This window comes from Pseudomonas sp. IPO3774 (assembly GCF_013386835.1).
GTDB lineage: Bacteria > Pseudomonadota > Gammaproteobacteria > Pseudomonadales > Pseudomonadaceae > Aquipseudomonas.
The window spans coordinates 247901-270994 of record NZ_JACAQY010000017.1; the positions used below are offsets into that span (position 1 = coordinate 247901).

The following is a 23094-nucleotide window of genomic DNA, read 5'->3' on the forward strand; positions in this document are numbered from 1 at the left end:
GCTAGCGCCGCTTGCCCCAGAATTCCTCCGCCAACCGCCGCAAGTCATCCGCCAGCCCCGCCACGTCCCCTGAGCTGAGCTGGCTCTGCTGGCCAGCGCTGACCGTCACTTCCCCGGCATTGCGAATGCCGATGATGTTGCGATTGATGTCCTCGCTCACCGCACTCTGTTCTTCCACCGCCGCCGCGATCTGCTGGCTCATGGCGGTAATTCGGGTCACTCGCTGGCTGATCCCATCCAGTGCGGCAGCGGCGCGCTGGGCCTGATCGACGCTGGCCTCGACATGCTGGCTGCTTTGCGCCATCGCCTGCACCGCATCCCGGGCGCCGCCTTGCAGGGTGCTGATCATGCGCTGGATCTCATTGGTCGAATCCTGCGTACGCTGGGCCAGGCCTCGTACCTCATCGGCCACCACGGCAAACCCGCGTCCTTGCTCCCCGGCCCGCGCCGCTTCGATGGCGGCATTCAGCGCCAGCAGGTTGGTCTGTTCGGCAATCGCCCGGATCACTTCCAGTACCCCGGAAATATCGCCGCTGTGGCTTTCCAGTTGATGGATCACTGCGGTGGCCCGCGCCAGTTCCTCGGACAAACGCAGCACCGCGTCGCGGCTTTCATCCACCCGTTGATGGCCCTCGCGGGTTTCGCTGCCGGCCTGGTCAGCGGCCCTGGACGCCTGCAGCGCGTGCTCGGCGACTTGCGCCACGCTGGCGGCCATTTGATTGATCGCGGCGGCGACCTGATCCGTCTGGGTCTGTTGGCCGAGGCTGCTGGTGTGGCTGCTGTCCAGTTGTTGCACCAACGCCGCGGCATGGCCGGACAGACGTTGCGACGCATCGCCAATCCGGCCGACCACTGCGCCCACCTGGGCCTCCAGCATCTGCATGGCAAACTCGATACGCCCGAACTCGTCCTTGCGCCCGGTGTAGATCGCCTGGCTCAGCGGGTTATCGGCAATCAGCCGTGCCCGCTGGTTCAACTGTGCCAGGGGCCGTAACAAGCCATGCACACCCGCTACCCCCACGGCGCAGGCCGCCGTTCCCGCCAGCAGTTGCCAGGTCAGCGGATAAGGCGCCAGCCCAAGGCCCAATGCCCAGGTTGCGGCGCAAGCCCCCAGGACCCATGCCGACAGCTTGAAGGTCATGCCCACCACGGGCCGTGCTCGCCGAGTGCCGGCACGCAGGCGGGCATAGGCCCGTTCGGCCCGATGCACCCGCCGTGCATCGGGCTTGGTGCGCACCGATTGATACTCCACCGTCACGCCGTCCCGGGTGACCGGCGTGGCATAGGCACTGACCCAATAGTGATCGCCGTTCTTGCAGCGATTTTTCACCATACCCATCCACGAGCGACCGCTTTTCAATACCTGCCACATGTGCGCAAACGCCGCGGCCGGCATGTCCGGGTGACGCAGCAGGTTGTGCGGCGTGCCCAGCAGCTCCTCGCGGGTGTAGCCGCTGATATCGATGAAGTCCTGGTTGGCGTAGGTAATTGCGCTGGTCAGGTCGGTGGTCGAGAGGATATTGGCGTCGGGGGCAAAATCCACATTTCGACCGGTGACCGGCAGATTGATCTTCATGGAAAAGCGCGCTCGTGATTGTTGGAGGAGTCGGCAGGGCGTCGACTCTAAGCGCACCGGTTGGGCAAATACTGATCCAGCTCATGTTCCGCGCAATTAATTGGCCATTACGGTCTGGAGAGCGGCGCGTCCAGCCGGTAGGGCTCGATGATGCGTTGGTATTCGCCGCTCTGCTTCAGTTGCTCGAGGGCGTGATTGAGGGCGCTGCGCAAAGCGGTGTCGGGCTTGCGCAGTGCGATCGCCACGCCGTTACCCAGCAGTTCGGTGGAGACGTGAGGGCCGAGGAAGTCGAAAACCTGACCATCAGCGGTGTCGAGCAGCGCCTCACGGATTTCCACGGTGCCTTGCAATGTTGCATCGATGTCGCCTGCCAGCAGGCTGCGGATCAACTCGTCATTACGCCAGAATGCCTTGACGATGACCCCCTTGGGCGCCCACTTCGACAGGGCGAAGGCTTCGCGGTTGCTGCCCACCAGAACGCCCACGCGCTTGCCCTTCAGTGACCGTGGGGTCGGCTTCAACCCCGATGTCTTGCGGGCCACCAGGCGCGTGGTGATCGGATAAAGGTTATCGGTGAAATTCACCCGCTGGCGCCGTTTCAGTGTAGGGGCCATGCCCATGATCGCGTCGAATTGCCTGGCTTCAAGGGCGGGGAAGTTTTCCACAAGGACCTGGTCGACCCAGGTACACCGCACATTGAGCTGTATGCACAGGGCATTGCCCAGCTCGATGTTCAGCCCTGCAAGCTGGCCATGTTGATTGCGGCTTTGGAAGGGTGGAAATTGCGCAGCAACGGCGAAACGAATTTCATGCCGTGGTTGACCGCTGGCCGCGGTGGTGGAGAAAACGCTGGCCATCAGCGACAACAACAGCACGACACAGGTGCGTATCAGAACCACAGGGGACGTCCTTTTCCAGAAAACCAGCTTTACCACGTCCAGCCCCGAGCGAAAGAGTCGGGGCAAGCGGGTGTCATGCAAGCTTTCAAGAATTGGCCGCAGGCCTACAAGGCGAAACGTCAGTAACTGTTGTAGGCATAAATCTCCATTACGGAGGATTTATTACCGGTCAGCGCTTGCCCATCGAGCGACGGGTGCCGGGAGGCGCCATGCCCGGGCTCTTGGTGTGGCCGTTCTTGGCGCCGTTTTTGTACCACGGCTGGCTGGCGTTTTTCGCCCCGGCCAGTTCGCCCGGCTTGAACGGAAACTTGAACGCCGGGATCTCGGCCTTGGTTTCGCCTTCGACGCTGTCAGGGTTGGCCTGTTGGTCGATGTCGACCGCTTCAACAGCGGGTTGTGTCGGGGAATTCATGGAAGCTCCGGGGAGTACTGAAAATGACGCGGGCCCGACTTGCAGGCCACACCGCCGCGCAGTATACCTGCGCGCCTCGGATCTTTAACCACTGCTCGTACGAATGGTCGGACTTTACTGACGGCGCTGTCAGTTAGCAGTCACTTTGCTGACCCGGTTGGCGGGCTATAAAGAGCCTTCATTCTTCCGATCCTTTGCCCTGGCGCCTCACCCCATGCACATTCAACGAAAACCTGCCTTGATCGTGGGCGTCCTTGTGGTACTGGCCGTGGTTGCCTGGGTAGTGACCCGCCCGGCCAAGACCAAACTGACCGCATCGTCGGCGATCCCGGTGCGGGTGATCAGCGTCAAACAGCAGGACATCCCGCGGTTTGTCAGCGGCATCGGCTCGGTGCTGTCGTTGCACAGTGTGGTGATTCGCCCGCAGATCGACGGCATCCTTACCAAATTGCTGGTCAAGGAAGGTCAACTGGTGAAGGCCGGCGACCTGCTGGCGACCATTGATGACCGCTCGATCCGCGCCAGCCTGGACCAGGCCAAGGCGCAACTCGGGGAAAGCCAGGCGCAACTGCAAGTCGCGCTGGTCAACCTCAAGCGCTACAAGGAACTGAGCATCGACGACGGCGTGTCCAAGCAGACCTATGACCAGCAACAAGCCCTGGTCAACCAGCTCAAGGCCACGGCCCAAGGCAACCAGGCCGCGATTGATTCGGCCCAGGTGCAGCTTTCGTACACCCAGATTCGCTCGCCGGTTACCGGTCGCGTCGGGATTCGCACAGTGGATGAAGGCAACTTCCTGCGCATGAGCGACACCCAGGGCCTGTTCTCCGTGACCCAGATCGACCCGATTGCCGTCGAGTTCTCCCTGCCGCAACAGATGCTGCCGACCCTGCAAGGCCTGATTGCCGCGCAACTGCCCGCCGACGTCAACGCCTACATGGGCGCCGACACCGACGGCCAGACCGGCGACCTGCTGGGTGAGGGCCGCCTGAGCCTGATCGACAACCAGATCAGCGGCACCACCGGCACCATCCGCGCCAAGGCCGAGTTCAGCAACGGCGCACAGAAACTCTGGCCGGGGCAGTTGGTGACGATCCGCATCCAGACCGCCCTGCACAAAAATGCCCTGGTGGTGCCGCCTACCGTGGTGCAACGCGGCCTGGATTCGCACTTCGTGTACCGGCTCAAGGGTGACAAGGTTGAGGTGGTGCCGGTGCAGGTGCTGTACCAGAACAGCGACATGAACATCCTCCAGGGTGTGCAGGCCGGCGATGTGCTGGTCAGCGACGGCCAGTCCCGGCTCAAGGCGGGCGCCCAGGTCGATGTGCTCAAGGAGCCGCCGCAGGTGATCCAGACCGTTGATGCCAAGGTGCAGCCATGAGTGGCAGTCGTTCGCCGTCGGCCTGGTGCGTCGACCACCCGGTCGCCACCTTGCTGCTGACCTTCGCGCTGGTATTGCTCGGGATGATTGCCTTTCCACGCCTGGCCATCGCCCCACTGCCGGAAGCGGAATTTCCGACGATCCAGGTCAGCGCCACGCTGCCCGGCGCCAGCCCGGACACCATGGCCTCATCCGTGGCAACGCCGCTGGAGGTGCAATTCAGCGCCATCCCCGGCATGACCCAGATGACTTCCAGCAGTGCCTTGGGCTCCAGCCTGCTGACCCTGCAATTCACCCTCACCAAGAGCATCGACACCGCCGCCCAGGAAGTGCAGGCGGCGATCAACACCGCGTCCGGCAAACTGCCCAGCGACATGCCGAGCCTGCCGACCTGGAAGAAGGTCAACCCGGCGGACAGCCCGGTGCTGATCCTCAGCGTCAGCTCCGACAGCATGCCCAGCACCGAGCTGAGCGACTACGTGGAAACCCTGCTGGCCCGGCAGATCAGCCAGATCGACGGGGTCGGCCAGATCAACATTACCGGCCAGCAACGCCCGGCCATCCGGGTGCAGGCGTCGGCCGATAAACTCGCGGCCATCGGCCTGACCCTGGCGGACGTGCGCCTGGCGATCCAGCAATCGAGCCTGAACCTGGCCAAGGGCGCGATCTACGGCGAAAACAGCGTGTCGACCCTCTCGACCAACGACCAGTTGTTCCACCCCGAGGATTACGCCCAACTGATCGTGTCCTACAAGGACGGGGCACCTGTACAGCTGCGGGATATCGCCAAAGTCATCAACGGCTCGGAAAACGCCTACGTGCAGGCCTGGTCCGGCGACACCCCAGGGGTCAACCTGGTGATCTCCCGCCAGCCCGGCGCGAATATCGTCGAGACCGTGGACCGCATTCAAGCCGAACTGCCGCGCCTGCAAGCCATGCTGCCGGCCTCGGTGCAGGTCAGCGTGTTGACCGACCGCACCAAGACCATCCGCGCGTCCCTGCATGAAGTGGAAGTGACCCTGCTGATCGCCATCCTGCTGGTGGTGGCGGTGATGGCGCTGTTCCTGCGCCAGCTGTCTGCCACGTTGATCGTGTCCAGCGTGCTCGGCGTGTCGCTGGTAGCCAGTTTTGCCCTGATGTACCTGATGGGCTTCAGCCTGAACAACCTGACCCTGGTGGCGATCGTGATCGCCGTGGGGTTTGTGGTGGACGATGCGATCGTGGTGGTGGAGAACATTCACCGCCACCTGGAAGCGGGCCTCGACAAGCGCGAAGCCGCGATCAAGGGCGCGGGTGAAATCGGTTTTACCGTGGTCTCCATCAGCTTCTCGCTGGTGGCGGCGTTTATCCCGCTGCTGTTCATGGGCGGTGTCGTGGGGCGGTTGTTCAAGGAGTTTGCACTGACAGCCACCTCCACCATCCTGATTTCGGTGGTGGTCTCGCTGACCCTGGCGCCGACCCTGGCCGCGTTGTTCATGCGCGCACCAACCCATCATGCCCACGACAAACCCGGTTTCAGCGAACGCCTGCTGGCCGGCTATGCGCGCAATCTGCGCCGCGCCCTGGCCCATCAACGCACCATGGCCGCGATCTTCATGGTGACCCTGGCCCTGGCCGTGGTCGGCTACGTGTTTATCCCCAAGGGTTTCTTTCCGGTACAAGACACCGGCTTCGTCCTCGGCACCAGCGAAGCGGCGGCCGACGTGTCGTTCCCGGACATGGTCGCCAAGCACAAGGCAATCGCCGAGATCGTCAAGGATGACCCGGCGGTGGAAGCGTTCTCCCATTCGGTGGGTGTTACCGGCAGCAACCAGACCATCGCCAACGGCCGGTTCTGGATTGCCTTGAAAGATCGCGGGGATCGCGACGTGTCGGCCAGCCAGTTTATCGACCGGATCCGCCCGAAACTGGCGAAAGTGCCGGGCATCGTCCTGTACCTGCGGGCCGGCCAGGACATCAACTTGAGCTCCGGCCCCAGCCGCGCCCAGTACCAGTACGTGCTCAAGAGCAATGACGGCCCGACCCTGAATACCTGGACCCAGCGCCTCACCGAAAAACTGCGGGCCAACCCGGCGTTCCGCGACCTGTCCAACGACTTGCAGCTGGGCGGCAGCATCACCCACATCAGCATCGACCGTCAGGCCGCCGCGCGGTTTGGCCTCACCGCCACCGATGTGGACCAGGCACTGTACGACGCCTTCGGCCAGCGCCAGATCAACGAATTCCAGACCGAGATCAACCAGTACCAGGTGGTGCTGGAACTGGACACCCAGCAACGCGGCAAGGCCGAAAGCCTGAACTACTTCTACCTGCGCTCGCCGCTGACCAACGAGATGGTGCCGCTGTCGGCGGTGGCCAAGGTCGACCCGCCCACCGTCGGGCCCTTGTCCATCAGCCATGACGGCATGTTCCCGGCGGCCAACCTGTCGTTCAACCTGGCACCGGGCGTCGCGTTGGGCGATGCGGTGATCCTGCTCAACCAGGCGAAGAATGAAATCGGCATGCCGACCACCATCATCGGCAACTTCCAGGGCGCGGCCCAGGCGTTCCAGAGTTCATTGGCCAGCCAGCCCTGGCTGATCCTCGCGGCACTGGTGGCGGTCTACATTATCCTGGGTGTGCTGTACGAGAGCTTCGTGCACCCGCTGACGATCATCTCCACCTTGCCATCGGCGGGGTTGGGGGCGCTGATCATGCTGTCACTGATGGGCCAGGACTTTTCGATCATGGCGTTGATCGGCCTGGTGCTGCTGATCGGGATCGTGAAGAAGAACGGTATCCTGATGATCGACTTCGCCCTGGACGCCCAGCGCGTACGCGGCCTGCCGCCCGAGGAAGCGATTTATGAGGCGTGTGTCACGCGGTTCCGGCCGATCATCATGACCACCCTGGCCGCCCTGCTGGGTGCGGTGCCGCTGATGCTGGGCTCCGGCCCCGGCGCGGAAATGCGCCAGCCGCTGGGTATCGCGGTGGTGGGCGGGTTACTGGTGAGCCAGGCGCTGACGCTGTTCACCACACCGGTCATATACTTGTACCTCGAGAAGTTTTTCCACAGACCCAAACCAGCTCCCCAGCTGGCAATCACACACTGAGGCTGAGGCCCCGTCCTGGAACAAAAGGCTCATGCGTGTACTGATTATTGAAGACGAAGAAAAAACCGCCGACTACCTGCACCGCGGCCTGACGGAGCAAGGCTATACCGTCGACGTCGCCCGTGAAGGCGTCGAAGGGTTGCACCTGGCCCTGGAGAACGATTACGCGGTCATCGTGCTCGACGTGATGCTGCCCGGCCTGGATGGCTTTGGTGTTTTGCGCGCGCTGCGGGCGCGCAAGCAGACGCCGGTGATCATGCTCACCGCCCGCGAGCGCGTGGAAGACCGTATTCGCGGCCTGCGCGAAGGCGCGGATGATTACCTCGGCAAGCCGTTCTCGTTCCTCGAACTGGTGGCGCGCCTGCAAGCCCTGACCCGTCGCAGTGGCGGGCATGAGCCGGTGCAGGTGACCATCGCCGACCTGTGGATCGACCTGATCAGCCGCAAGGCCAGTCGCAATGGCGTTCGCCTGGACCTGACCGCCAAGGAGTTCTCGCTGCTCAGCGTATTGGCCCGGCGCCAGGGTGAAATCCTGTCCAAGACCTCGATTGCGGAAATGGTCTGGGACATCAATTTCGACAGTGACGCCAATGTGGTGGAAGTAGCGATCAAACGCCTGCGGGCCAAGCTCGACGGGCCGTTCGAACAGAAACTGCTGCACACCATCCGTGGCATGGGTTACGTGCTGGAGAACCGCAGTGTCGGCTAACTCCATCGCCCTGCGCCTGAGCGGCATGTTCACCCTGGTGGCGCTGCTGATCTTCCTGTTGATCGGCGGCGCGCTGTACCAGCAGGTGGACAAAGGCCTGGGCCTGCTGCCGGGGGCCGAGCTGGATGCGCGCTACAGCGTGCTGGAGTCTTCGGTCAATCGCTTCGGTACGCCGGACCATTGGGCGAAGATCACCGCCAAGCTCAAGTTGTTGGGAGAGGAAGACAAGCGCATTCGCTTCTGGGTGGTGAGCAGCGACCCGACCTACGAATACGGCAACCCGGACGCGCAGATTCGCGCCTTTGCCGCCGGCCCGACCGGCAAGCGCGACTTGCGCCTGCCGGGCCATGCCTATCCGTTCAAAGTATTGGTCAGCCAGTTTCCAGCCAAGGAGCAGCGCCCGCCGCTGCGTTTCCTGATCGCGGTCGACACCGAGAACTTCCGCGCCACCCAGCATCAACTGCTGGTGGCGCTGATCGGCCTGGCGTTTGTCGGCGTGCTGCTGGCCTCGCTGCTGGGGTTCTGGGTGGCGCGCATCGGTCTCAAGCCGCTGATCAAACTGTCGGACGAGGCGCAGAAACTTGCACCGCCGAAACTCTCCGGGCGCCTGCAATTGTCGCCATTGCCGCCGGAGCTGAAGCAGTTCGTCAACTCCTTCAACTCGACCCTCGACCGGGTGGAACAGGCCTATTCGCGCCTGGAGTCATTCAACGCCGATGTGGCCCATGAGCTGCGCTCGCCGCTGACCAACCTGATCGGCCAGACCCAGGTGGCGCTGACCCGTGGGCGTTCGGCCGAGCATTATTTCGAGGTGCTGCAATCGAACCTCGAAGAGCTGGAACGGCTGCGCTCGATCATCAATGACATGCTGTTCCTGGCCAGTGCAGACCAGGGCAGCAAGGCCACCAAGCTGATCACCAGTTCGCTGGCGGATGAAGTGGCGACCACCCTGGATTACCTGGACTTTATCCTCGAGGACGCCCAGGTGCAGGTGCGTGTGACCGGCGATGCCCAGGTGCAGATCGAGAAGGCGCACTTGCGCCGGGCGTTGATCAACCTGTTGAGCAATGCGGTGCAGCATACGGCGCCTGGCCAGGTGATCGAGGTGAAGATCGAAGTGCTGGAGGACCACGTGGCGATCGGGGTGACCAACCCGGGCGATGAGATTGCCAGCGAGCATCTGCCCCGGTTGTTCGAGCGGTTCTATCGGGTGGACGCGTCCCGCAGCAATAGTGGGGCGAATCACGGGTTGGGACTGGCGATCGTCAAGGCGATCGCGTTGATGCACGGCGGAGATGTGTTTGTGCGCAGCGAGGGCGGCGGCAACACCTTTGGCATTACGCTGCCGGTGTAGCGGCCGCCCCCCCTCAGTTACTCAGTCGTACCCCGCCCAAACTGCCACTTAGCTCATAGGCCGCCAGTTCCGCCTGATGCGCGGCCATGATTTCCGGCAGGGAACTGCGCAGGTATTCCACCCACGTCTTGATCTTCGCATCCAGGTATTGGCGCGACGGGTAGATGGCGTACAGGTTGAGCTCCTGGGAGCGGTAGTTGGGCATCACCCGCACCAGGGTGCCGTTGCGCAGCCCTTCAATCGCCGCATACACCGGCAACAGGCCAACGCCCATGCCGCTGGTGATCGCGGTCTTCATCGCATCGGCCGAGTTCACCAGGAACGGTGAGCTGTTGATCGCCACACTTTCCTGGCCTTCCGGGCCATTGAACGACCATTTATCCAGCTGAATCACCGGGCTGACCAGGCGCAGGCACGCGTGGTTGAGCAGGTCGCTGGGCCGTTGCGCGCAGCCGTTGGCCTTGACGTAGGCCGGCGAGGCACAGGCGATGCTGTAAGTTATCCCCAGGCGCTGCGAGACAAACCCCGAATCCGGCAGCTCGCTGGCGAGCACGATGGACACGTCGTAACCCTCATCCAGCAGGTCCGGCACGCGGTTGGCCATGGTCAGGTCAAAGGTCACGTCCGGGTGGGTGCGGCGGTAGCGGGCAATCGCATCGATCACGAAGTGCTGGCCGATGCCGGTCATGGTGTGCACTTTCAGCTGCCCGGCGGGGCGGGCGTGGGCGTCGCTGGCTTCGGCCTCGGCTTCCTCGACGTACGCCAGGATCTGCTCGCAACGCAGCAAATAGCGCTTGCCGGCCTCGGTCAGGGCGATGCGGCGGGTGGTGCGGTTGAGCAAACGGGTTTGCAGATGGGCCTCAAGGTTGGAGACCGCGCGCGAGACGTTGGCCGTGGTGGTATCCAGCTGCACGGCGGCGGCGGTGAAGCTGCCGGCTTCGGCCACACAACTGAAGGCGCGCATGTTTTGCAAGGTGTCCATTAAGGTGCTCTCAGGGGAGATGGCAAATTGTGACACGAAGTTGCAGGATCCAGTGATCCCTACGAACGGATTATCGCCTGAACGGTAACAAAGATTCACAAGAATCCCACCTTATCGCCATCCGGCCCGCCCCTTAGAATTGCGCCACCTTCCCCGCAACACCCTCTCAGGAATTCGCAGCAGTGCCGCGTCGCATCAGCAGAGAGCTGAAGACTCTCAGTGTTTGGGCCTTATCGTTAGCAATCAGCGGCTGCATCGGAACCGGAGGAATTGCCCCTCAAGGCCAGTCACTCGTCGCCAATTCATTGGCCACCGACGAGGCGATCAAAAGCGCCGCTCAGGACGCCCACTGGCCCACCGCGCAATGGTGGCAAGCCTACGGCGACCCGCAACTCAACCACTGGATCGACCTCGCCGTGCAAGGCAGCCCGAGCATGGCCATGGCCGCTGCACGTGTGCGTGAAGCCCGGGCCATGGCCGGGATCGCCGAGTCGGCCGAGTCGTTGCAGATCAATGGTGATGCCACGCTCAAGCGCCATAACTGGCCCAGCGACCAATTCTACGGCCCGGGCGCGCTGGACAATTCCACCACCTGGGACAACAACGCGTCCCTGGGCTTGAGCTATGCCCTCGACCTCTGGGGCCGTGAAAGAAACGCCACCGAGCGCGCCGTGGACATGGCCCACATGAGCGCCGCCGAAGCGCGCCAGGCGCAGCTCGAATTGCAGAACAACGTGGTGCGCGCCTATATCCAGCTGTCGTTGCACTTCGCCCAGCGCGATATCGTGGCCGCCACCCTGGCCCAGCAACAACAGATTCTCGACCTTGCGCAAAAGCGTTTGAATGGTGGGATCGGCACCCACTTCGAAGTCAGCCAGGCTGAGACGCCGCTTCCGGAAACCCATCGCCAGCTGGACGCCCTGGATGAACAGATCGCCCTGAGTCGCAACCAGTTGGCCGCGCTGGCGGGCAAAGGGCCGGGGGCGGGCGCGCAGTTGCAGCGGCCCACCTTGTCCCTGGCCGCGCCGCTGAAACTGCCGTCGAGCTTGCCGGCCGAACTGCTCGGCCAGCGCCCGGACGTGGTCGCCAGCCGCTGGCAAGTGGCGGCCCAGGCCCGTGGCATTGATGTGGCCCACGCCGGTTTCTACCCCAACGTCGACCTGGTGGGCAGCCTCGGCTACGTCGCCACCGGCGGCGGAATGCTGAGTTTCCTGACCGGCAAGAAACTCAACTACACCGCCGGCCCTGCCATCAGCCTGCCGATCTTCGACGGTGGCCGCCTGCGCTCGCAACTGGGTGAAGCCAGCGCCGGCTACGACATCGCCGTCGCGCACTACAACCAGACCCTGGTCAACGCGCTCAAGGGCATCAGCGACCAGTTGATCCGCCGCGAGTCGATGGACAAGCAGCAAGCCTTCGCCGCCGAATCGGTGGCCTCGGCGCAGAAAACCTATGACATCGCGATGATCGCCTACCAGCGCGGCCTCACCGACTACCTCAACGTGCTGAATGCCCAGAGCCTGTTGTTCCGCCAGCAGCAGGTGCAGCAGCAGGTCCAGGCTGCACGTCTGAGTGCCCACGCCGAACTGGTGACCGCGTTGGGCGGTGGCCTCGGTGCCGGCAGCGACGTGCCTCAGGACAGCCAGACCTTACCGAGCAAGACCCCGGCGGCCCTCGCCGTGTTTGATCACTGAGTAGGATGCGATGACTCCCTTGCCTGCACCGCTGCGCTGGTTGCACTCGCTTGAGTGGCGCCGCGGTTTCTTCGATTGGGCACGCAGTGATGGCGTGACCTGGGTCTATATCTTCAAGGTGCTGATCGCGGCCTTCCTGACGTTGTGGCTGGCCATGCGCCTGGAATTGCCGCAACCGCGTACCGCGATGATCACGGTGTTTATCGTGATGCAGCCGCAAAGCGGCCAGGTGTTCGCCAAGAGTTTCTACCGCTTCCTGGGCACCCTGGCGGGCTCGGCGGTGATGGTGTTCCTGATCGCGTTGTTTGCGCAGAACACTGAACTGTTCCTCGGTTCGCTGGCGATCTGGGTCGGCATCTGCACTGCTGGCGCGACCCGCAATCGCAACTTTCGCGCCTACGGTTTTGTGCTGGCCGGCTACACCGCGGCGATGGTTGGCTTGCCGGCCCTGGCCCATCCCGACGGCGCGTTTATGGCGGCGGTGTGGCGAGTCCTGGAAATCTCGTTGGGGATTGTCTGCTCCACGCTGGTCAGCGCCGCGATCCTGCCGCAAACCTCCAGCGCTGCGATGCGCAACGCCCTGTACCAGCGCTTCGGTGTGTTCGCGCTGTTCGTCACCGACGGCCTGCGCGGTCGCAGCGAGCGCGAAGGCTTTGAACGCAGCAACGTGCGCTTTATCGCCGAAGCCGTGGGCCTGGAAGGGCTGCGCAGCATCACCGTGTTCGAAGACCCGCACATGCGTCGGCGCAATGGCCGGCTGACGCGCTTGAACAGCGAGTTCATGGGCATCACCACGCGCTTCAACGCCTTGCACCAATTGCTCGAGCGCCTGCGCAGCCAGGAGGCCGATCACGTGGTGGCTGCGATCAAGCCGGGCCTGCAAGACCTGGCGGAACTGCTCGACGGTTTTTCCGGCCGTGCGCTCACCAGCCCCGATGCGGCGCGCCTGGCCAATCAGTTGAACGCCTACAAGGAAGGCCTGCCCGCCAAGGTGCGCAGTCTGCGCACCCGCTTCCAGGAAAGCGCCCCCAGCGACGCCGAACTGTTGGACTTTCACACCGCCTATGAGCTGCTGTACCGCTTCGTCGACGACTTGCACAACTACGCCCAGACCCACGCCTCCCTGGCGGATCACAGCCACGAGCGCGAACACTGGGACGAACCCTACACCCCAAAAACCAACTGGCTGGCCTGCGCCGCCTCGGGGATTCGCGCCTCGTTTATCCTGATCGTGCTCGGCAGTTACTGGGTGGCCACGGCCTGGCCCAGTGGCGCGACCATGACCCTGATCGCCGCGGCGACGGTGGGTTTGTCGGCCGCCACCCCCAACCCCAAGCGCATGGCCTTTCAAATGGCTTGCGGCACCTTGATCGGGGCGCTGGTGGGCTTTGTCGAAATGTTCTTCGTGTTCCCCTGGATCGACGGTTTCCCGCTGCTGTGCGTGATGCTCGCGCCGGTGATCATCTTCGGTTCGTTCCTGGCTTCGCGCCCGCAGTACGCGGGAGTCGGCGTCGGGTTGCTGATCTTCTTCAGCACCGGCTCGGTGCCGGACAACCTCACGATCTACAACCCCTATACCTTCATCAACGACTACATCGCCATGGTCATCGGCATGCTGGTGTGTGCGGCGGCGGGCGCGATCATCCTGCCGCCCAACAGCCGCTGGTTGTGGCGTCGGCTGGAGCAGGACTTGCGCGAGCAAGTGGTGTTCGCCATCAGCGGCAAACTCAAGGGCCTGGCGTCGGGTTTCGAAAGCCGCACCCGCGACCTGCTGCACCAGGCCTACGGCTTTGCCGCCGGGCAACCCCAGGTGCAACGCAACCTGCTGCGCTGGATGTTCGTGGTGCTGGAAGTCGGCCACGCAATCATCGAATTGCGCAAGGAACAGGCGATCCTGCCGGTGCACCCGGCGTATGCCGAATCCCAGCCGTGGCGCCAGGCGATCCGGGTGATGGGCCGCTCGTTGGTGCGGCTGTTCCTGCAACCCAGCGCCAGCAACCTGGAGCGCAGCCTGGTCGCCGTGGACCACGCCATCAGCCGGGTGCAGGCCACCGACGAACCCTTCGCCCCGCACTTCGACACCTCGGCCCTGCGCCGGGTGAAAAGCTACCTGCACTTTATCCGCACCTCATTGCTGGACCCGCAATCACCCCTGGCTGCCCTCAAGCCCGAAGGACCCGCCCATGCCTCGTGAAATCGCCTTCCACGGCGTCTACATGCCCACCATGACCCTGATGTTTCTGATCGCGGCGGGCCTGGCCTGGGCCCTTGACCGGTTCCTGGCCGGCTTTGACCTGTACCGTTTTTTCTGGCACCCGGCGCTGCTGCGCCTGAGCCTGTTCGCTTGCTTGTTCGGCGCCCTGGCGCTGACCGTCTACCGTTGAGAATGCCCCGATGAAAAAGTTTTTCAGCCTGCTCGCGACCTTGCTGGTACTGGCCCTGGCGATCTGGATTGGCCGCACGTTGTGGGTGCACTACATGGAAACTCCCTGGACCCGCGATGGCCGGGTGCGCGCCGACATCATCAACGTCGCCGCCGACGTCACCGGCGAAGTGGTCAACGTTCCGGTGCGTGACAACCAGTTGGTGAAAAAGGGCGACCTGCTGATGCAGATCGACCCCGAGCATTACCAGATTGCGGTCAAGCAGGCGCAATCCCTGGTGGCTTCCCGCAAGGCCACCTGGGAGATGCGCAAGGTCAACGCCCACCGCCGCGCCGACCTCGACGCCCTGGTGATCTCCAAGGAAAACCGCGACGACGCCAGTAACATCGCCGACTCGGCCCTGGCCGACTACCAACATGCCCTGGCCCAGCTTGAAGCGGCGCAACTGAACCTCAAGCGCACCCAGGTGGTGGCGGCGGTCGACGGCTACGTCACCAACCTCAACGTGCACCGTGGCGACTACGCGCGTATTGGCGAGGCGAAGATGGCGGTGGTGGATATGAACTCGTTCTGGGTGTACGGCTTCTTCGAAGAAACCAAGCTGCCCCACGTCAAAGTCGGGGACAAGGCCGACATGCAGTTGATGAGCGGCGAAACCCTCAAGGGCCACGTGGAAAGCATTTCGCGCGGCATCTACGACCGGGACAACCCGGAGAGCCGCGAGTTGATCGCCGATGTGAACCCGACGTTCAACTGGGTGCGCCTGGCCCAGCGGGTGCCGGTGCGGATTCATATCGATGAAGTGCCGGAAGGTGTGCTGTTGGCGGCGGGGATCACCTGCACCGTGATCGTCAACCAAACACAGAACTGAATGTGGGAGCGGGCTTGCTCGCGAAGGCAGTGTGTCAGTCAACGAAAATATCGACTGATCCACCGCATTCGCGAGCAAGCCCGCTCCTACATTTTTACCGTGTCAGGCCTGTAGAAACGTCTCGTGCAAATGGCGCCACAGCAGGGCGCCACTGGCCTGCTTTTCAAACACCACGGTCGATCGCCGATCGGTTTGGGCACCGCTGCCATCCACCTGCTGCTCGCGATAACTCACCGTCGCGCCACGGGCATGTCGGTCAATCCCGGCAAACTCGCTGAGGCTGATCCTGAACCCGGGCCGCTTGCCGCCAGCCTGGCTGAACAGCTGGTTGAGCAGTGCAAAATCCAGTTGTTTGCCCGCCGGGGTGATCATGGAAAAGTCCGGCGAAAAACGCCTCAGCAAAATCTCCAGTGTTCCCTCGGGGGCTGTGCCGGCAAACCATTGCTCGATCTCGACATGGGCCTGGATCACTTCATCAAAAAAATCGCGGTAGTCAATCATCGTGTGGGCTCGCTGGCAGGGTGAAGCAGTGTCCGTACCTTGGACGCATCCAGGCACAGTACGGCAAATAATGGAAACAGGGTCAACGCCGCGGCAATCGCGAAGGTGACGGTGAACGAGTCCAGCGCAGCCAGCACCCCACTGAGCACGGCGGCACCGAGGCAAAAACTCAATTGCCGATTGATGTTCCACAAGGCGCTGGCATGCCCCATGCGCTCGGCCGGAATGTCGAGAAAGGCCAGGGTTTGCGCGGTGCTGCTGCACAGGCTGCCACCCAGGCCCATCAGGAGGTAGGCGAGCACCACGACAACCGGGTGCGGCTCGATCAGCAACAGGATGCCGAGGGCTTGCAGCAGCATGCCCGCCAGCAGCAGCGGCCTCGGCCCGCAGCAATTGAACAGTTTTTTGCTCAAGGCAATCGCCAGCCCCGAGGCCAGCGCCCACGGCAGCATCAGCGCGCCGATGTGGCTGGCGGTAAAGCCGAGGCCGTGCAGATAAAGAATCGCCACCAGGCTGGTGCCGATAAACACCCCCGGGATGAACAGGTAAACCAGCATCGCGACCCGCAGCATCGGGCGGCGAGCCTGGCCCAATACGTGACCGAGCTCCAGCGCCGGGCGTGTGGACGCGGGCGTGTCTGCCACCAGCCAGCGCAAGGTCAGCATCACGGTGATCAGCGCCAGCGGCAGGTTGGCGAAAAAGATCCAGCGCCACGACACGCTGTCCACCACCAGGCCGCCCAATGCTGGCGACAACGCCGGAATCAGCAGCGCCACCAGCATGACCCTGGCTGTCAGTTGGCTGCGTTCTGCCGGCGGAAAATGCCGATAGGCCAAGGCTTGCCCCACCGGAATCAACAAGCCGCCACCCAAGCCCTGCAACAGGCGCCAGCCGATCAGCGCTTCAATCGAGGCGGCCTGGCCCACCAGCACCGAGGCTACGCCGAACAGCAACAGGCTGACGGCAATCAACCGGCGCTCACCCAACAGCGCCGCCAGCCAAACACTCAGGGGAATGACGACGGTCAGGCCGAGCATGTAGGCGTTGCCGATCCATGCCAGTTGCGTGACCGAGGCGTGCAACTCGCGGGCGATGTCCGGGTAAGCGATGGTGGCGACAAACATGTTCACCAGGTCGAGGGCGAAGCCCAGTAGAAAGATCCAGGTGACTTTCGAGCGGTAGGTCATTGCGCAGTTCCTGCTGTGGATGGCGGCAGGGTAGGCGGGTGCGGGCACTTGGGAAACAGCGGTTTGACTGTTAGTTTGTCAAAAATATTTTGACAAAGGAGTGCGTGACCAATGGTCAGTCTGGATCGTTTCGACACCTTCAAGGCCGTGGTCGAGGCCGGTTCGTTGACGGCAGCCGCTGATGTCCTCGGGCAGACGCGAGCGGTGGTGAGCTTCAACCTCAAGCGCCTGGAAGCCGAGCTGGGCGTGACCCTGCTGACCCGCAGTACTCGGCAACTGGCAATGACCGATGCGGGCGAACGCTTTTACCTGCGCTGCACGCGCATGCTGGAAGAGGCACGGCTGGCGGTCGAGGAAGCCCGTTCGGAACACAGCCAGCTCAAAGGCACATTGCGGATCACCACCACCGTCGAATACGGATTGGCGGTGGTGGTGCCGGCAGTGGAAACCTTTCGCGGCCTGCACCCGGAATTGAACATCCAGTTATCCACCTCCTCCAGCCACGCCGACCTGATCTCCGAGCGCTTCGATGTGGCTATTCGATTGGGGCGGATGCTCGACTCCAATCATCGGGCGGTGCAGCTGTCGAGCTACGAAATCCTCGCTGTGGCTGCACCGGGGTTTGCCGGGGTCGCCACGCTGGAAGAACTGGAGCAACTGCCCAAGCTGGGGCACGGGCGGCTGACGGAGTTGACGGTGCTCGACCCGGCCGGCCATGAGCACCTGTACCGTCCAGGCCCCGGCAAGGCTTCACTGGTTGCCGACAGTGCCGCCATTCTCCAGGCGTTTGCCGTGCGCGGGCATGGCGTGGCGATCCTGCCCCAGTGGCTGGTGCAGGAAGACCTGGATGCGGGGCGTTTGGTGCGGTTGCTGCCGGGGTATCGATTTGCGCCGCAGGGGGTGTACGCGTTGTACCCGGATACCCGGCATTTGCCCCTGAAAGTGCGGGCCTTCATTGATTTCATGAAAGGCTGATCAGCCGAGAAACCGTGTGGCGAGGGAGCTTGCTCCCGCTGGGGGGCGAAGCACCCCTGAAAAGGTCAGCGCATTCTTTCAGGAAACTTGGGCGGATGGTTTTGGGGCTGCTGCGCAGCCCAGCGGGAGCAAGCTCCCTCGCCACGGGGAGGCGGGGGCTCTTAGAGCTGGCCGCTCAGGCCAAAGCGTTTTTTCAAGACAGTCTCCAGCAAGCCCTTGGGCAACAGCGCCGCCATCCACGGCAGTGCCCGGCAACCATTACCCGAGCGCAACAGGCGCGGCGGCGTGCCCTGTTGCACGGCCTTGAGCACGTCTGCCGCAAACTGGCTGGCGGGCGTAGGCCGATCCTGGGAGGCCTTGGCCCGGGCGCGGATGCTTTCGCGCAGTGGCCACCAGGGCGACTTTTCATTGATCAACAGTTCGGCCTGGGTGCCGGCGTTTTTTGCAAAACTTGTATCGATGGCGCCTGGCTGCACTTCCATCACCCGCACGTCAAACGGTGCGAGCTCCATGCGCAACGCATCACTCAAGGCATGCACTGCGGCTTTCGAGGCACAGTACGCACCGGCGAACGGTGTGACCAACACGCCGGACACGCTGCCGATATTCACCACCAACCCTTTACGGCGACGCAGGGCCGGGAACAGCGCCTGAGTCACGCCGACCACTGAGAATACGTTGGTCTCGAATTGCTGCTGCATCGCCTGGGTGCCGCCGTCGAGCAACGGGCCCATGGCGCCATAGCCGGCGTTGTTGATCAGCACATCCAGCTCGCCGACCTGCCCGGCCAACTGCGCCAGTGCAGCGCTGTCGTTGACGTCCAGTTGCACCGCGTTAAAGCCGGCGCTGGCAAGTGCCGCCACATCCTCGCTGCGCCGGGCGCTGGCCCACACGTCAAAGCCGGCTTGCTTGAAGGCGTCCGCCAGGGCACGGCCAATGCCACTGGAGCACCCGGTGATCAGTACGTTGGGCATGGATCAGTCCTTTGTCGTTATCAGTCAGAGAAGCTGCCTTGCAAATGCTCGGCACGAAATTCCAGGGTTTGCGGGCGGTAGCCGGGGCGCAGCGGCGGCACTGGCAGGCAGTCTTCCCAGGTGGCGCCGGCCTGCAGTTCGCCGGGGCCGCGATAGCGCGGGGCAGCGTACACGTTGTCTGCCAGGTTGACCGTATCGCCCGGCGCATACGCGGCGATGCGCCAACGCAGTTCGGTCAGCGGTACGTTGTTGCCGTTGTTCAAGGTGAGCTTGAGCGGGCGGTCTGCCGGGCATTCTTTCGGCGCGTAGACGGTACGCAGTTCCAGGCGTGCCAATTGCTGGGCCTCGCGGTTGTCCAGCCACACCACCCATACCGCCACCAGGCCCAGGCCGACGGCGGCCGCGAGGGAAACCGGCAACGCCCTGGCGGGGTAGCGCAGCAAGAGGATCAGCCAGGTGATAATCAGCAAGACACCAAAGAACATGGCAACAACCTCGAAAACGGAACGGGCATCCTAACCAAGCGTAGGTGGAGTTGACCATCTTCGGGTTCCCCGGCCCCAAAGAAAAAGCCCCCGGCCCACCGGCTGCGGATAGGGGACGCAGTCGGTGGGGCGGGGGCTTGTTGTGCTGCTCTGTTTACTGCGCGATGGTTTTTACCGACACGCCACGCTCGATTGGCGTGGATCGACCGTAGATATCTTCAAAGCGTTCGATATCGTCTTCACCCAGGTAGCTGCCGGACTGCACCTCGATAATCTCCAATGGAATCTTGCCCGGGTTACGCAAACGGTGCACCGAGGCAATCGGGATGTAGGTGGACTGGTTTTCGGTGAGCAGGAACACGTTCTCGTCACAGGTGACTTCGGCGGTGCCGCTGACCACGATCCAGTGTTCGGCGCGGTGGTGGTGCATCTGCAACGACAGGCACGCGCCCGGTTTCACCGAGATGTGCTTGACCTGGAAGCGCCCGCCCATATCCACCGAGTCGTACGAGCCCCATGGACGGTAGACCTCGCAGTGGTTCTGGGTTTCGCTGCGGCCCTGCTCGTTGAGGGTGTTGACCATCTGCTTGACGCCCTGGACCTTGTCCTTGTGGGCAATCATCATCGCGTCCTTGGTTTCCACCACCACGATGTTTTCCAGGCCAATCACCGACACCAGCTTGCCGTTGCCGTGGATCATGCAGTTCTTGCTGTCCTGGATCACCACGTCGCCCTTGCTGACGTTACCGTTGGCGTCTTTTTCATTCACGTCCCACAGCGATGCCCAGCAACCCACGTCGCTCCAGCCGGCAGTCAACGGCACCACGCAGGCCAGTTGGGTTTTTTCCATCACGGCGTAGTCGATGGAATTGTCCGGGCAGCAGGCGAAGGTGGATTCGTCGATGTCGATGGTGTCGGCGGTTTGGTTGCTGCGTTCCAGGGTCAGCAGGCAGGTGTCGTAGATGTCCGGGTCGTGTTTTTTCAGCTCTTCGAGGAAGCGGCTGGCACGGAACAGGAACATGCCGCTGTTCCAGAAATAACCACCGCTCTTGACGAATTCGGCGGCGCGTTTTTCATCGGGTTTTTCCACGAACTGTTGCACGCGGCTGACGCCTTCGGGCAGCAGCGAATCGTTGGTCGACTTGATATAGCCGTAGCCGGTCTCCGGACGGGTGGCCGGCACACCGAACAGCACCATTTCGCCACGCTCAGCCGCCACAGTGGCCAGGGCCAGGGCGCGTTGCAGGGCTTTCTGGTCATCCAGCACGTGGTCGGCGGGCAGCACCAGCATCAGTTCGTCGCGGCCTTCGTTGACCAGCATCATCGCCGTCAGGGCCACGGCCGGCGCGGTATTGCGGCCGAACGGCTCCATCAGGATGCGCTGGGTTTCCAGTTTGCGGGCAGCCAGTTGCTCGTTGACGATAAAGCGGTGGTCCTTGTTGCACACCACGATGGGCGCGTCCATGCCGTCGAACACCAGGCGCTCCAGGGTTTGCTGGAACAAGGTGTGCTCGCCGGTCAGGGCCAGGAACTGCTTGGGAAACTGTTTACGCGAAAGCGGCCAAAGACGTGAGCCGCTACCACCGGAAAGGATTACTGGGATCATGGTGTTTCTCCTTGAATCAAATTTGGTTAGAGCCTGTGGGAGCCGGGCTTGCCCGCGATGGCATCACCTCGGTGTACCTGATACACCGAGTTGTCCGCATCGCAGGCAAGCCAGCTCCCACAAGGGGCAGCGTCAATCTGAAAATCTAATCAGCGGGTCGACACAGGGCGTTTCACCCACACTGGCGACAGGTTGGCGCCGGTGCCGGTGACGTACAGCACTGCGGCCTCACCGCGTTCCAGAGCTACCGGCTTCACGTCGCCGACTTTTTTATCGCCTTCATACAGCGCCAGGCTGACCTTCACCGGGTTGATCTCGCGCTCGCCACGGCCCTTGGCGGCCACGGCCTGGACCACGTCGGTCTTGCCATCGGCGGTTTTCAGGGTCAGCGACTTGTCACTGAGGTTCTGCACGCGCACCAGGGATTTCTGCTTGTTCTTGAACGGCGGTTCTTCGATCAGTTGCGGTTGGCCGCTGCCGCTGCTGACCAGGGTGTAGTAGTGGTCGGCGGCGAGCTTGACCGGCAGGGTCTGGCTGCCGACCTTGGCGCTGTAGTCACCGCCCGGCATGAAGCTGAAGTCACTGCTGGCCAGCGGTGCAACCTCGTTGAGGTTGGTGCTGCCGACGGTGGCGCTGACTTCCTGGTTGCTGGCGTTGTACACCCGCACAAAGCTCGAGCCTTTTGGCGCGACGGGACCGTAGAGGGCGGCGTCGCCACCGGCGAAGGCGGACATCGAAACAACGCTCATGCCGGCGACGAGGGCAAAAGTCTTTGCGAGGTTAGTAGTGAAAGTCATGTGAGTTACCTCTCTTTCAGTTTTGCGCCCGGTCGGGCGTCTCGGAGTTCATGTTTTTAACGGTGGGGGTGTTGATAGCCATGTTCTGTTGGCGCATACCGGCTTGTTTGAGCTGCGCAACCCACTGCGGGTCGGCATCACCGATTTCGTTGTTCACAGGCAGATAACGCTCGGGAAACTCCCAGATCAGCACCTGTGGCGGGCTGTTCTTGAAGTCGTCGCTTTTCAGGTAGCTGAGCATCGGCAGGATCGGGCCGTGGCCGTCTTCGGAGTAGTTGATGACGTCGCTGCCCAGGGCTTGCTTCAGCGCGCCGACAAAGTTCCAGTTCGGGTTGGCGCTGTAGCTGGTGCCCACCAGGGCCACCGGGGTTTCACTGTCGGTGAACAGCGCATCGTCGCCTTTGGTTTCAGCCAGGTGCGTCACGCGTTTTTGCAGTGGCTCCTTGGGCGGCATCAGGTTTTCGAACAGCGGGTCCAGCGGCAGGAACAGGCGCAGGTCGCCCTTGTGTGGCTCGGTCTTCTCGGCTTCGGTGACAAAGCGTTGAGGCTCGCCGCTCAGGGGCGTTTTGTTGGCAATTGTCTTGGCCAATTCTTTGGCCGCCACTTCAGCGCCGTCCGGGGTCCAGTGGGTGTCGGTGCGCAGGAACACTTGCTGGCCGTGCAGCTTGGCCTGTTGCAGCGGGCCCATCAGGTCAGGGGCGACGATCTTGTCGGCGGCCATGCGGGCATGGAAGTCCTGGTACAGACCGGCGCGGATGCTCGCCGGCTGCACTTCACCCAGGTGTTCCGGGTACAGCCGCACCTTGGCTGGCACGATCGCCATCACCAGTTGGATACCCTGGGCCTTGAGCTTCTGGCGCACGCCTTCCACCAAGGCGTAGTTGCCTTGCAGGTTCTGGTCTTCGTTGACGATCGGGTTGAATTCCTCGTCGCTGTACAACCAGTGGTCGCGGCCAATCACCACGCCAGGGCGGCCTTCGTTGAACAGCTTGTAGTCCAGCGCTGCCCAGAGGTTGGTGCCCAGGCGCTTGATCGGGAACTGGTCGTCGTAGTGGGTCTCGACAGCCTTGGTCCAGCGGCCGTTGAGCACGGTGGCGTCGGCGTTGGTGCTGAAGCCCAGGAAACTGCGCATCGACCAGGCGCCCAACGCCAGCAGCACGGCGAGGAACAAGGCGATGTAGAGGACGCGTAATGAACGGGTCATGGTCGGCTCCC

20 protein-coding genes and 1 pseudogene are annotated in these 23094 nt (G+C 63.0%); 9 read left to right on the forward strand and 12 right to left on the reverse strand.

What is annotated here, in order from left to right:
- Position 1: 1 nt before the first annotated feature.
- The 4 genes and pseudogenes from HYE77_RS11560 to HYE77_RS11570 all read right to left on the reverse strand — a co-directional run bounded on the left by HYE77_RS11560 (position 2) and on the right by HYE77_RS11570 (position 2887).
- The gene (locus tag HYE77_RS11560; protein ID WP_371132889.1) at positions 2-1048 is read right to left on the reverse strand and encodes a methyl-accepting chemotaxis protein; all 1047 of its coding nucleotides are present in this window, start codon (positions 1046-1048) and stop codon (positions 2-4) included.
- A gap of 246 nt (positions 1049-1294) precedes the next feature.
- Positions 1295-1576, reverse strand: a pseudogene (locus HYE77_RS32955) (PAS domain-containing protein); the annotation flags it as partial.
- A 107-nt stretch (positions 1577-1683) separates the two neighbouring features.
- Positions 1684-2475 (reverse strand): transporter substrate-binding domain-containing protein, encoded by a 792-nt coding sequence (locus HYE77_RS11565; RefSeq protein WP_008434195.1) that lies wholly within the window; start codon positions 2473-2475, stop codon positions 1684-1686.
- A 169-nt stretch (positions 2476-2644) separates the two neighbouring features.
- Complete coding sequence (locus tag HYE77_RS11570; protein ID WP_003216247.1) at positions 2645-2887, reverse strand: hypothetical protein; 243 nt, start codon at positions 2885-2887, stop codon at positions 2645-2647.
- Between the two features lie 214 nt (positions 2888-3101).
- Here HYE77_RS11570 and HYE77_RS11575 point away from each other — a divergent pair, with 214 nt between their 5' ends.
- From HYE77_RS11575 to HYE77_RS11590, 4 genes are read left to right on the forward strand one after another with little or no spacing between them, the layout of a single operon-like run.
- Positions 3102-4268, forward strand: coding sequence for an efflux RND transporter periplasmic adaptor subunit (locus tag HYE77_RS11575; RefSeq protein WP_003216249.1), 1167 nt, complete (start codon positions 3102-3104; stop codon positions 4266-4268).
- Positions 4265-7360: a multidrug efflux RND transporter permease subunit gene (locus tag HYE77_RS11580; protein WP_008434191.1), complete on the forward strand. Its 3096-nt coding sequence runs from the start codon at positions 4265-4267 to the stop codon at positions 7358-7360. Before HYE77_RS11575 ends, HYE77_RS11580 begins: the two co-directional genes overlap by 4 nt.
- A gap of 31 nt (positions 7361-7391) precedes the next feature.
- A complete protein-coding gene (locus tag HYE77_RS11585; RefSeq protein WP_003216255.1) occupies positions 7392-8069 on the forward strand; it encodes a heavy metal response regulator transcription factor in 678 nt (225 codons plus the stop codon).
- A complete protein-coding gene (locus HYE77_RS11590) occupies positions 8059-9423 on the forward strand; it encodes a heavy metal sensor histidine kinase (RefSeq protein ID WP_003216256.1) in 1365 nt (454 codons plus the stop codon). Before HYE77_RS11585 ends, HYE77_RS11590 begins: the two co-directional genes overlap by 11 nt.
- Before the next feature lie 13 nt (positions 9424-9436).
- On the opposite strand, the gene HYE77_RS11595 is transcribed toward HYE77_RS11590, so the two are convergent.
- Positions 9437-10405 (reverse strand): LysR family transcriptional regulator, encoded by a 969-nt coding sequence (locus HYE77_RS11595; protein WP_003216257.1) that lies wholly within the window; start codon positions 10403-10405, stop codon positions 9437-9439.
- A gap of 182 nt (positions 10406-10587) precedes the next feature.
- Between HYE77_RS11595 and HYE77_RS11600 the strand changes: the two genes are divergently transcribed.
- From HYE77_RS11600 to HYE77_RS11615, 4 genes are read left to right on the forward strand one after another with little or no spacing between them, the layout of a single operon-like run.
- Positions 10588-12099, forward strand: a complete 1512-nt coding sequence (locus HYE77_RS11600; protein WP_177068801.1) for an efflux transporter outer membrane subunit — start codon at positions 10588-10590, stop codon at positions 12097-12099.
- Positions 12100-12109: 10 nt separating this feature from the next.
- Positions 12110-14293 (forward strand): FUSC family protein, encoded by a 2184-nt coding sequence (locus HYE77_RS11605; protein ID WP_003216260.1) that lies wholly within the window; start codon positions 12110-12112, stop codon positions 14291-14293.
- Complete coding sequence (locus tag HYE77_RS11610) at positions 14283-14483, forward strand: DUF1656 domain-containing protein (RefSeq protein ID WP_003216262.1); 201 nt, start codon at positions 14283-14285, stop codon at positions 14481-14483. Before HYE77_RS11605 ends, HYE77_RS11610 begins: the two co-directional genes overlap by 11 nt.
- A gap of 10 nt (positions 14484-14493) precedes the next feature.
- Positions 14494-15354, forward strand: a complete 861-nt coding sequence (locus HYE77_RS11615; protein ID WP_087692839.1) for an HlyD family secretion protein — start codon at positions 14494-14496, stop codon at positions 15352-15354.
- Between the two features lie 102 nt (positions 15355-15456).
- Here HYE77_RS11615 and HYE77_RS11620 read toward each other — a convergent pair whose 3' ends face one another.
- Positions 15457-15855 (reverse strand): DUF4440 domain-containing protein, encoded by a 399-nt coding sequence (locus HYE77_RS11620; protein ID WP_177068802.1) that lies wholly within the window; start codon positions 15853-15855, stop codon positions 15457-15459.
- Complete coding sequence (locus HYE77_RS11625) at positions 15852-17042, reverse strand: MFS transporter (protein WP_177068803.1); 1191 nt, start codon at positions 17040-17042, stop codon at positions 15852-15854. Before HYE77_RS11625 ends, HYE77_RS11620 begins: the two co-directional genes overlap by 4 nt.
- A 111-nt stretch (positions 17043-17153) precedes the next feature.
- Here HYE77_RS11625 and HYE77_RS11630 point away from each other — a divergent pair, with 111 nt between their 5' ends.
- Entirely contained in the window at positions 17154-18017 is an 864-nt protein-coding gene (locus HYE77_RS11630) for a LysR family transcriptional regulator (RefSeq protein WP_177068804.1), read from the forward strand.
- 161 nt (positions 18018-18178) lie between these two features.
- Here the strand turns inward: HYE77_RS11630 and HYE77_RS11635 are convergent, their stop codons facing one another.
- From HYE77_RS11635 to HYE77_RS11655, 5 genes are all read right to left on the reverse strand, one after another.
- Positions 18179-18991 carry an SDR family oxidoreductase gene (locus HYE77_RS11635; RefSeq protein WP_177027778.1) on the reverse strand — a complete coding sequence of 271 codons (813 nt, stop codon included), beginning with the start codon at positions 18989-18991 and terminating at the stop codon, positions 18179-18181.
- A 20-nt stretch (positions 18992-19011) separates the two neighbouring features.
- A complete protein-coding gene (locus tag HYE77_RS11640; RefSeq protein ID WP_003216273.1) occupies positions 19012-19476 on the reverse strand; it encodes a hypothetical protein in 465 nt (154 codons plus the stop codon).
- A gap of 154 nt (positions 19477-19630) precedes the next feature.
- Positions 19631-21082: a mannose-1-phosphate guanylyltransferase/mannose-6-phosphate isomerase gene (locus tag HYE77_RS11645; RefSeq protein ID WP_003216275.1), complete on the reverse strand. Its 1452-nt coding sequence runs from the start codon at positions 21080-21082 to the stop codon at positions 19631-19633.
- 149 nt (positions 21083-21231) lie between these two features.
- Positions 21232-21879: an alginate O-acetyltransferase AlgF gene (locus tag HYE77_RS11650; protein WP_008434181.1), complete on the reverse strand. Its 648-nt coding sequence runs from the start codon at positions 21877-21879 to the stop codon at positions 21232-21234.
- A 16-nt stretch (positions 21880-21895) separates the two neighbouring features.
- On the reverse strand, positions 21896-23083 hold the full coding sequence (locus HYE77_RS11655) for an alginate O-acetyltransferase (RefSeq protein ID WP_102369877.1): 1188 nt from the start codon (positions 23081-23083) through the stop codon (positions 21896-21898).
- Positions 23084-23094 lie beyond the last annotated feature (11 nt).